Source organism: Ilumatobacter sp. (assembly GCF_041688325.1).
GTDB lineage: Bacteria > Actinomycetota > Acidimicrobiia > Acidimicrobiales > Ilumatobacteraceae > Ilumatobacter_A.
Genome location: NZ_JBDNIJ010000137.1, coordinates 1 through 10,100, shown reverse-complemented (window position 1 = coordinate 10,100; position 10,100 = coordinate 1). Strand labels below are relative to the sequence as shown.

Below are 10,100 nucleotides of genomic sequence, written 5' to 3'. Positions count from 1 at the left end.
GGAACCCTGCTGACTGGCGGGTACGGCACTGCCTTCGGCGGAGCGATCGGCGCGTGCATCCTGTCGATTCCGGCCAGCGGAATCTCGAGCGCTCGCTGGAACACCGACTGGCGGTTCTTGATCGTCGGCGTCATCTTGCTGCTGGCCGTGGTATCGAACAAGTTCCTTCGGAACAAGGCCGAAGGGATCCGTCGATGAGCGGCGCCGAAGCCCGGATCTCACCAACGCTTGTATCTGAACTGGAGACCAACCATGTCTGAGACGCCACTCCTTGAACTTGACAACATCTCGAAGTTCTACGGCAGCATCACTGCACTCACCGGGGTGAGTACCCAGGTTGCCGCCGGTGAGGTCACCTGCGTGCTTGGCGACAACGGCGCAGGCAAGTCGACCCTGATCAAAATTCTCGCCGGGGTGCACCAGCAGTCCGAGGGCACGATCCGGCTCAATGGCGAGGAGGTGATGTTCGACTCGCCGAGAGACGCCCTCGACGCTGGCATCGCGACGGTGTATCAGGACCTCGCGATGGTCCCGATGATGTCGGTGTGGCGCAACTTTTTCCTTGGCTCAGAACCCACCACCGGTATCGGTCCGCTCAAGTGGATCGACACGAAGAAGGCGAAGCGGATCGCGAAGGAGGAGATGGCCAAGATGGGCATCGACATCCGCGACACCGAGCAAACCGTTGGCACGCTGTCGGGTGGCGAACGTCAGTCGGTGGCCATTGCCCGCGCCGGCTACTTCGGTGCCAAACTACTGATCCTCGACGAACCGACGTCAGCGCTGGGTGTGAGGCAGTCCGGAGTCGTACTGAAGCGAATCGTCGAAGCCCGCGACCAAGGGCTCGCTGTGATCTTCATCACGCATAACCCGCGACACGCTTACCCGGTGGGTAACCGCTTTCTGATCCTCAACCGAGGTCGTTCCCTGGGCTCGTTCCACAAGTCGGAGATCACGGTCGACGAACTGACCCAGAAAATGTCGGGTGGCGCCGAACTCGAGGCGCTGGAGCACGAACTCCATAATTCCGGTGCGACAAGTTGACGCTCGGCGCGCCCTTCAATCTCGACGATCTTGAGATACTCACGTTTGGCCGTTCCTCCGTTGATATGTACCCCGAGCAGCACAACGTGCCGCTCGCCGACGTCTCTACTTTCCGGAAGTCGATCGGTGGGAGCCCGACCAACGTCGCGGTTGCTGCGGCCCGGTTAGGCCGCAAGGCTGCGGTCATCAATCGTGTCGGCAATGACGCGTTCGGGGCCTACATCCGCCAGGGCCTGCGTGAGTTCGGTGTCCACGACGAGTTCATCTCAACCGACCCCGAACTGCTGACACCGGTGGTGTTCTGCGAGCTGATGCCGCCTGAAGAACCATCGATCTACTTCTACCGTGAACCGCGTGGCCCCGACATGGCCATCTCGGTTGCCGACATGCCGATGGACGCAATTCGCTCCGCGCCGTTGTTCTGGTTGGCCGGTTCGCGCTTCGCCGAAGAGCCGTCGCGTTCAGCGGCCATGGCCGCACTCGAGGCACGTGGCCGCAAACAGCACACGGTGATCGACCTCGACTACCGACCGATGTTCTGGGAATCACCCGAGCAGGCCGCCGAGTTCATCTCCCCATCGATCGACCACTGCACGGTCGCGGTTGGCAACAAAGACGAATGCGAGATCGCAGTCGGTACCCGAATACCTGACGAGGCGGCCGACCGGATGCTCGAACGCGGCGTTGAAATCGCGATTGTTAAGCAGGGCGGCGAAGGCGTGATGGTGGCCACGGCCAACTCGCGCACCGTCGTCGAGCCGATTCGGGTCCCAGTGGTGTGCGGTCTCGGCGCAGGCGATGCGTTCGGGGGCTCGCTTGCCCACGGGTTGCTTGCTGGCTGGGACCCTGCCGAGATCGTGTACCGGGCAAATGCTGCAGGCGCGATCGTTGCCGGCCGCCTGATGTGTTCCGACGAGATGCCGACCGCTGACGAGATCGATTACCTCCTCGCGACCGGCAATGTCCCGAAGCGAGTTGATTCATGACGTTTCTGCCCGACGAAGCGTGGCTGGAACTGCTCGATATTCGCGCTACTGACCCGACGGCGATCGGTGCAGCGCTTGCTGCACGCACGTCGCGTCCGCTGCTCGCCAACGACGGCGCAACGTTCATCATCGCTATCGATCACCCGGCGCGCGGCATGGTCGGCGTGTCCGGCCAGCCCTTTGTGATGGCTGACCGCCGTGACCTTCTCGAACGCACGATGACGGCGCTCGCAGACCCAGGCGTCGATGGCGTGATGGCGACCCCTGACATCCTCGACGATTTGGCCCTACTCGGCGCACTCGACGACAAGGTCGCGATTGGTTCGATCAACCGCGGCGGGCTCATGGGCTCGGCGTGGGAACTCGACGATCAGTTGACCGGGCACACCGTCCGGTCGATCGTCGACCAAGGTCTCGACGGCGCCAAGATGCTGCTCCGCATCGACCTGGCTGATGAACGGTCGCGCCCCACGATCGAGGCATGTGCCCGATGGATTACCGAACTGGCTGCCGCCGAGAAGATCGCGATGCTCGAACCGCTGCCGTACACGACGTCGCCGGCTGGTGACAAGTATCTCGACACCGACGAGGACGCCCTCGTCAAGTGCGTCGGTATCGCCAGCGCCCTTGGGGCCAGCTCGGCGTATACCTGGCTGAAACTCCCCGCAACTGCACAGGTCGAACGAGTCATGGCTGCCACGTCGCTGCCTGGATTGATTCTTGGCGGTACACCCGGGCCTGACCCGGAATCTGCCTTCGACGAGTGGCGGCGAGCCATGGCTGTGCCCAACGTACGCGGCCTCGTCGTTGGTCGCTCACTGCTCTATCCCCCAGACGGTGACGTGGCGGCTGCGGTTACCATCGCCGCCGAAATCGTTCACCCCCACCTCATCCCGGAAGAAGAAACGCAATGACGCGTCAGAAAATTGGAATCGCCGTCATCGGCTTTGGCTGGATGGGACAGGCGCACACGCGCTCGTACCTCCGGATTCCCACGCTTTTCCAAGAGCGCACGTATGACCCCGAATTGATCATCATCAGCGACAACATGCAAGATCGAGTCGATGAGGCTGTCGAGTCGTTCGGGTTCCGTGAGGGCACGACCGATTGGCAGGCTGCGGTCAACCACCCCGACGTTGATGTGGTGTGTATTTGTGCGCCGAACATGCTCCACGAGCCGATCGCCATCGCAGCTGCCGAGGCTGGCAAGCACGTGTTCTGTGAGAAGCCCGTCGGTGGCACGCCCGAGCAAACCGTCCGGATCGAAGCGGCAAGCCGCAAGGCTGGCGTCATCACCGGGGTCGGCTACAACTATCGCTGGGCACCGCTGGTGCAGTACGCCAAGAACCTGATCGCTGATGGAGCGCTCGGCGAGATCACCAACTACAACGGCCGGTTTTTCACGATGTACGGCTCGGACCCGATGGGCCTCCTGTCGTGGCGGTTCCAGCTCGACGGTGCAGGCCACGGCGTCAGCTCTGACATCTTGAGCCACTCGATTGACCTTGCGCACATGCTCGTTGGCCCGATCAAGAAGGTTGTCGGCACCGGCCACACCTATATTCCCGACCGGCCGCTGCCAAAGGCTGGCGGCACCCACTACGACGCTGGCCAGCCCGGCGATCCGACCGGGCCGGTCGAGAACGAGGACTACTTCGGCGCGATGGTCCAGTTCGAGAGCGGTGCCAGGGGCACGTTTGAGGCAAGCCGAACCATCGTTGGCCCAGAAAGTCAGTGCGCCTTCGAGATCTACGGCACCAAGGGTTCCCTCAAGTGGAACCTCGAGACGATGAACGAGCTCCAGCTCAACCTCGTCGGCGACAAGGCCCGCGGCTACACCACTGTCTACGCCGGTGATCGGTACCCGTACCACGGCCACTTCGTGCCCGGTGATGCCAACTCGATTGGCTACGAAGACCTCAAGGTCATCGAGGACTTCGAGTTCCTGTCGTCGGTCGCAGCCGGCCGCCAACACAACCCGGGCTTCCGTGAAGCCATCGATTACGTCAGCGTCCAAGACGCCCTGCTGCGCTCTTGGAAGAGCGAAAAGTGGGAAGACGTCACCAACATCGCAACCATTTAGCGCAACCAGCTGAATGCACAGAGTTACGCATGGGGTCAGGCCCCTTTCGCAACTGTCTGAGAAAGAGAGACCCTCATGGGGACACAACGATTGACGGTCGCACAGGCGATTGTCGGGCACCTCATTGCCCAGACCACCGAACTTGGCGACGGCAGCACTGCGCAGCTCTTCCCGGGTATTTACGGCATCTTTGGGCACGGCAACGTCACGTGCCTCGGCCATGCGCTCGAAGAACACAAGGACGAATTGCCCACGTGGCGCGGGCAGAACGAACAGGGCATGGCCCTCGCGGCAACGGCGTTCAACAAGGCGATGCGCCGTCGGCAGATCATGGCGGCTACGTCGTCGATCGGCCCCGGCGCGACCAACATGGTGACCGCTGCTGGCGTGGCGCACTCGAATCGCCTCCCGCTGCTGCTGATCGCTGGCGACTCTTTTGCCTCGCGGACGCCTGACCCGGTGCTGCAGCAGGTCGAGCACTATGGGGTGCCGTCAACGACGGTGAACGATGCGTTCCGACCGGTTGCTCGCTACTGGGACCGGATCACCATGCCCGATCAGATTCTCACGTCGCTGCCCCAGGGCATCGACACGATGCTCGATGCTGCCGACTGCGGCCCGGCTTTCTTCGGTCTGCCGCAAGACGTGCAGGCAATGGCCTTCGACGTACCCGACGAGTTTCTTGCGCGAAAGCATCATGCAATCGTCAGAGCCCGACCCGACCGCGGCCAACTCGCTGCAGCAGCCGAAGCATTGCGATCGGCGAAGCAGCCGCTGATCCTCGCTGGTGGTGGCGTGCACTACTCGTTCGCCGAGGCCGAGCTGTTGGCATTCGCCGAGCGCCACAACATTCCCGTTGTCGAGACGGTGGCGGGAAAGGCGAGCCTCGTCGCAACCCACGAACTCAACGCCGGACCGATTGGTGTGACCGGATGCGAATCGGCCAACAATTTGGCCGCTGATGCCGACGTCGTCCTTGCCGTTGGCAGCCGAATGGAAGACTTCACCACGGGGTCGTGGACGCTGTTCCAGAACCCCGACGTCACACTGATTGGGCTCAACGCGGCCCGATTCGATGCGCGTAAGCGACGCTCAATGCCGCTCGTCGCCGATGCTCGCGAAGGCCTCGTTGAATTAGGGCAAGCCCTCGGTGATTGGCGAGCCGACGACAGCTGGAGCGAACGGGCAACGGTCGAACGTGCGGGCTACCACTCCTACATCGACAAGATCGCGGCCCCCAACGATGCGGGAGTCGCTCAGGGCGAGCCCGTTACGTATGCCCAGGTCGTGGGTGCTGTCGACCGCAACAAGGCGCCGGGCGACTACGTGCTGGCGGCTGCTGGTGGATTCCCCGGTGAGGTCAACAACGGGTGGCGTGCAGACGAGATCAACAGCTTCGACTGCGAATACGGCTTCAGCTGCATGGGTTACGAGATCGCCGGTGGCTGGGGCGCCAAGATGGCGATGCCTGACCGTGAAGTCATCGTGTTTGTCGGCGACGGCTCGACGATGATGATGAACTCCGACCTCTACAGCTCGGTGATCAGCGGCCACAAGATGATCGTCATCATCTGCGACAACGGCGGCTACGCGGTGATCAACCGGCTGCAGATCAACCAGGGCGGCGTGCCGTTCAACAACCTGCTCGACGACTGCAAGGGGCCGAACACCCAGGTCCGCGTCGATTTCGAGATGCTGGCCAAGGCGCAGGGTTGCAACAGCGAGACCGTGCACACCGTCACCGAACTCGAAGCCGCAATGACCAGGGCCCGCGCATCGGATCGTACGTACGTGATCGCTCTGCAGACCCACCCGTACGAGTGGACCGAGGGCGGCACGTACTGGGAAGTCGGGGTTCCCGAGACGTCGTATCGCACTGAAGTTGTCGATGCGCACAACGAGGTTGTTGCCGGGAAGGCCGCGCAGCGCAGGGCCTGAGTTGGCGTCTGGCAGCCTGTACCGATAACACTCAATTATGACTGACACACTTGATCGCACCGCACGCGACTATTCGGTCGTCGGCCCGGAGGCACAGCGCGCGGCCGAGGTGGGGCTCGTCGATGCTGAGTGGTTTCGCCCGCACGTCGATCCTGATCGGATGCGCGAGCTCACCGAGCGGACCAACCGCCGGGCGATTGGCGATGCGGTGTTGTGGCTCGCCTTGCTGGGCGTCGTCGGTGTTGCTGGCGCGGTGGCATTCCCGAGTTTCTGGTCGATCCCACTGTTCGTTGTGTACGGCGCGTTGTACGGCGCTGCCGACGCCCGGTGGCATGAGTTCGGGCATGGAACAGCGTGTTCGAACGAGCGGGTCAACGATGCGATGTACCAGTTCGCATCGTTGATGCTGTGGCGCGGGCCGACGCTCTGGCGATGGTCCCATTTCCGCCACCACAGCGACACGATCATCGTCGGCCGTGATCCGGAGATTCAGCTGGCGCGGCCACCTTCGCTGTTCCGCCTTGCGCAGAACTACAGCGGCCTCCGCAACCAGCCGGGCATGTTCTGGCGCATCATCCAGCACGCCTTCGGGAAGATCGATCCGGTCGCCGTCGACTTCGTTCCAGCGAACGAACACGGCAAGGTCGTCTGGGAAGCACGCCTGAGTGTGGCGGTCCATGCCGTTGTTGTCGGGCTGGCGATTGCGACCCAAAGTTGGCTGCCGATTTTGCTGGTCGGAGCGCCCACGATCTACGGGGCGTGGCTCGTGCTCTTCTTCGGGACGACACAGCATCTGGGCTTGCAAGAAGACGTACTCGACCATCGGGCCAACAGCCGAACGGTGTACATGAACCCGGTGTTCCGGTTCCTGTATCTCAACATGAACTACCACGTCGAGCACCACATCTTCCCGGCGGTGCCGTACTACCGATTGCCTGCGTTGCACGCTGAGATCAAGCATGTACTGCCCGAGCCGAGCCCGAATTGCTTGCACGCCTACCGCGAGATCATCGGGGAACTGAAGCGGCAGCGCGACGACCCGAATCACGAACTCGAGACCCGCCTCATCCCCGACGTGCCAACTGCTCCTGCAGAGGTTGGTTCCATTGGCGCGGTCCGCCCTGATGGGTCGTTCGACCTTGGCCCTGTTGCACAGATTGCAGTTGGCTCGGTCACTCGTGTCGACGTACGTGACCGGACGTTCGCCGTTGCGCGCACCGCCGATGGCACGGTGTGTGTCGTCGACGGCATCTGTACTCATGGCCAAGTGCACCTCGCTGGCGGAGTGGTCGTCGATGGGGTCGACGGCCCACAGATCGAATGCCCAAAGCACAACGGCCGATTCGACCTGTCGACCGGTGCACCGTGCCGCAAGCCGGTCAAGGAACCCATCGCTGTCTACGCGGCCGACACCGCCAACGGCCACATCATCATCCAACCTCCCGAACAATGACCGACTGACGAAGAGAGACATGACATGACGACAAGATTTGCGGTGCTCGGTTGCGGGCGAATCGGCAAGATGCACGCGGAGATGCTCGCTCGTCAGGTACCTGGCGCATCGGTCAGCGTCGTCTTCGACGTGGTGGAGGCAGCGGCACAGGCGGTTGGCGCCGACATCGGTGCTCGCGTCGCGACGTCGCTCGCTGATGCGGTCACCGCTGACGACGTTGATGCCGTGGCGATCTGCACGAGCACCGATACTCACGTGGACGCCATGGTTGCAGCTGCTGAGGCGGGAAAGGCCATCTTTTGTGAGAAGCCGATCTCGCTCGACATCGTCGAAGTCGACCGGGGCCTGGCCGCGGTTGCCGCTGCGCGGGTGGCACTGCAGATCGGTTTCAACCGGCGCTACGACCCGAGCCACAAGGCTGTGGCTGATGCGGTCAAGGACGGAGCGGTCGGCGATGTTCACCTCGTCAACATCATCAGCCGTGACCCGGGCCCGCCACCGATTGAGTACATCAAGGTGTCTGGCGGCATCTTCAACGACATGACGATTCACGACTTCGACATGGCCCGCTATGTCACCGGAAGTGACGTGGTTGAGGTCTATGCGAAGGGTGCCGTGCGGGTCGACCCCGCGATCGGCGAGGCTGGCGATGTCGATACGGCTGTCGTCTTGCTGACCCACGCCAACGGAGTGTTGACGACGATCGACAACAGCCGTCGCGCGGCGTACGGCTACGACCAGCGGGTCGAAGCGTTCGGGAGCAAGGGTATGGCTGCGTCGAATAACCATCACGATTTCAATGCGGTTGTCGCCACCGATCAGGGGTTCCGTCAGCCGCCGTTGCAGAACTTCTTTCTCGAGCGGTACTCACGCAGCTACCTCGACCAGTGGGCTGCCTTTCTGGCGTACGTCACCGCTGGTGTCGGCGCCGAGAGCCCGGCTTCGGGTGCTGATGGCCGAGCACCCCTGGTGATTGGCAAAGCAGCGCTGCGTTCGATGCAGGAGAATCGTCCCGTTGCGATTCGCGAGATCGACGCACAGGAGAACCAGTCATGACCGAACCTGTTTCCGAATCTGCTGCTGCATTCGTTTCTGAACAGCGGTCCCACTCGGGCCAGCCACTCCGCCACGCCCGTCCGGTGGGTCCAATGCGTGAAACCGACACGAGTCATCGCCGGGCCCGCAAACCTGACGGCACGGTGCGGATCGATATCACGCCGGAAAACTCGGGTTGGGACTTTCTCAGTTTTGCCGTCGTTGAGCTCGATGCAGGGGACACCCACACCGATCAGCGTGATGGTCAAGAGACGGCGATCGTTCCGCTGCGCGGTGCTGGAACCGTGCGCGCCGGTGGCCAGACGTTCGAGATCAGTCGGACCTCGGTGTTCGAAGAGATGCCGCACATTGTCTATGTCACCCCCGGCGACGCAATTGAAGTCGTCGCAGCCGTTGGCGGGTTCGAGTTCTCGATCGGGTCGGCCGAAGCAGTCGGTAAGTATCCGACACGGCTGATTGAGCCGAGCGAGATGAAGCAGGAGCTGCGCGGCGGTGGCGCCGCGTACCGCCACGTCAACCACGTGCTCGCCCCGCCGATCAAGGCCGAGCGGCTCATCTTGTATGAGGTGTATGTCCCGCGTGGGACATGGTCTGGTTGGGCGCCACACCGCCACGACGGTCGCGACGGTTCGCCATATCTCGAAGAGGTGTATTACTTCCGCACGCAGCCCGACAACGGCTTTGTGATGCAACGGAACTGGACTGATGAGGAGAACTTCGACGAGCTGTTCACTGCCCGAAACGGCGAGGCCGTACTTGTCACGAAGGGCTACCACTCGTCGGTTGCCTGCCCAAGTTCGCACATGATGTTCCTCAACTACCTTGCCGGGGAGTTGTACGACGACGAGCGCACGACACCACCGTGCTTCGACGAAGCCCACACCTGGATCCAGGACGACTGGGACCATGAGGCATGGGAGCTCCCCGTCGTCCGACCCCCTGACTCTGCTGGCTCAGCAACACCGGGCTGACCGTGGCGTTGTCCGACCTGTCGAATGCTGATGGGAAATTTTCGATCCTTGCGATCGATCATCGCGACTCACTCCGCCAGTTTCTCCGACCCGATGACCCGGATTCGTTGACCGCACAAGAGATCACTGCGCTGAAGATCGAACTGGTGCGCACGATTGCCGATCTTGCCACTGGTGTGATGCTCGAGCCCGAGTACTCGATCCCGCAGGTCCTTAACGCTGGGGCACTGCCCGAAGGCGTTGGTTTCCTGGCAGCGCTCGAATCCCAGGGCTACCTTGATGATCCAGGCGCCGGGGTGACGACGATTCTCGACGGCTGGTCAGTCGAGCAGGCCGCGGCGTCGGGTGCCGCGTCGGCAAAGCTTCTGCAGTCGTACCATCCGGACCGGCCACTCGCCCGAGCGCAGGAAGCGGTGGCTGCAAGCATTCTCGCCGACTGTCGACGAGTCGGGTTGCCGCTGGCAATGGAACCGCTGTTCTATGACCTGGACTCCCCGGAGGATCGGCCCCGCGTCGTCGTCGAAACGGCACGCCGATTCGCGGCGCTTAGCCCCGACCTCCTCAAACTG

Annotated in this window: 9 protein-coding genes and 1 pseudogene; all 10 read left to right on the top strand. The window is 62.6% G+C overall.

Annotated features, from left to right (window positions below; translation table 11 throughout):
- Positions 1-198 (top strand): annotated as a pseudogene (locus tag ACH2EI_RS09270) (ABC transporter permease); the annotation flags it as partial.
- Positions 199-252: 54 nt separating this feature from the next.
- Positions 253-1,044 carry an ATP-binding cassette domain-containing protein gene (locus ACH2EI_RS09265; RefSeq protein ID WP_395153802.1) on the top strand — a complete coding sequence of 264 codons (792 nt, stop codon included), beginning with the start codon at positions 253-255 and terminating at the stop codon, positions 1,042-1,044.
- Positions 1,041-2,030, top strand: coding sequence for a 5-dehydro-2-deoxygluconokinase (gene iolC, locus ACH2EI_RS09260; protein WP_395153801.1), 990 nt, complete (start codon positions 1,041-1,043; stop codon positions 2,028-2,030). Before ACH2EI_RS09265 ends, iolC begins: the two co-directional genes overlap by 4 nt.
- Positions 2,027-2,944 carry a class I fructose-bisphosphate aldolase gene (locus tag ACH2EI_RS09255; protein WP_395153800.1) on the top strand — a complete coding sequence of 306 codons (918 nt, stop codon included), beginning with the start codon at positions 2,027-2,029 and terminating at the stop codon, positions 2,942-2,944. Before iolC ends, ACH2EI_RS09255 begins: the two co-directional genes overlap by 4 nt.
- On the top strand, positions 2,941-4,113 hold the full coding sequence (locus ACH2EI_RS09250; RefSeq protein WP_395159791.1) for a Gfo/Idh/MocA family protein: 1,173 nt from the start codon (positions 2,941-2,943) through the stop codon (positions 4,111-4,113). The genes ACH2EI_RS09255 and ACH2EI_RS09250 overlap by 4 nt, the downstream gene beginning before the upstream one ends.
- Before the next feature lie 75 nt (positions 4,114-4,188).
- A complete protein-coding gene (gene iolD, locus ACH2EI_RS09245) occupies positions 4,189-6,051 on the top strand; it encodes a 3D-(3,5/4)-trihydroxycyclohexane-1,2-dione acylhydrolase (decyclizing) (protein ID WP_395154099.1) in 1,863 nt (620 codons plus the stop codon).
- A 37-nt stretch (positions 6,052-6,088) separates the two neighbouring features.
- Positions 6,089-7,504, top strand: a complete 1,416-nt coding sequence (locus ACH2EI_RS09240) for a fatty acid desaturase (protein WP_395154100.1) — start codon at positions 6,089-6,091, stop codon at positions 7,502-7,504.
- A 24-nt stretch (positions 7,505-7,528) separates the two neighbouring features.
- Positions 7,529-8,560: an inositol 2-dehydrogenase gene (gene iolG / locus ACH2EI_RS09235; RefSeq protein WP_395159789.1), complete on the top strand. Its 1,032-nt coding sequence runs from the start codon at positions 7,529-7,531 to the stop codon at positions 8,558-8,560.
- Positions 8,557-9,531 carry a 5-deoxy-glucuronate isomerase gene (gene iolB / locus ACH2EI_RS09230; protein WP_395159787.1) on the top strand — a complete coding sequence of 325 codons (975 nt, stop codon included), beginning with the start codon at positions 8,557-8,559 and terminating at the stop codon, positions 9,529-9,531. Before iolG ends, iolB begins: the two co-directional genes overlap by 4 nt.
- Before the next feature lie 2 nt (positions 9,532-9,533).
- On the top strand, positions 9,534-10,100 hold a 567-nt coding region (locus tag ACH2EI_RS09225; protein WP_395159785.1), incomplete at its 3' end, for a hypothetical protein.

Bases quoted from the DNA above. Each gene is read 5' to 3' on its own strand.
- ACH2EI_RS09265 (WP_395153802.1), top strand. From the start codon at position 253: ATGTCTGAGACGCCACTCCTTGAACTTGACAACATCTCGAAGTTCTAC.
- ACH2EI_RS09240 (WP_395154100.1), top strand. From the start codon at position 6,089: ATGACTGACACACTTGATCGCACCGCACGCGACTATTCGGTCGTCGGC.
- ACH2EI_RS09255 (WP_395153800.1), top strand. From the start codon at position 2,027: ATGACGTTTCTGCCCGACGAAGCGTGGCTGGAACTGCTCGATATTCGC.
- iolB (WP_395159787.1), top strand. From the start codon at position 8,557: ATGACCGAACCTGTTTCCGAATCTGCTGCTGCATTCGTTTCTGAACAG.
- iolD (WP_395154099.1), top strand. From the start codon at position 4,189: ATGGGGACACAACGATTGACGGTCGCACAGGCGATTGTCGGGCACCTC.
- ACH2EI_RS09250 (WP_395159791.1), top strand. From the start codon at position 2,941: ATGACGCGTCAGAAAATTGGAATCGCCGTCATCGGCTTTGGCTGGATG.
- iolG (WP_395159789.1), top strand. From the start codon at position 7,529: ATGACGACAAGATTTGCGGTGCTCGGTTGCGGGCGAATCGGCAAGATG.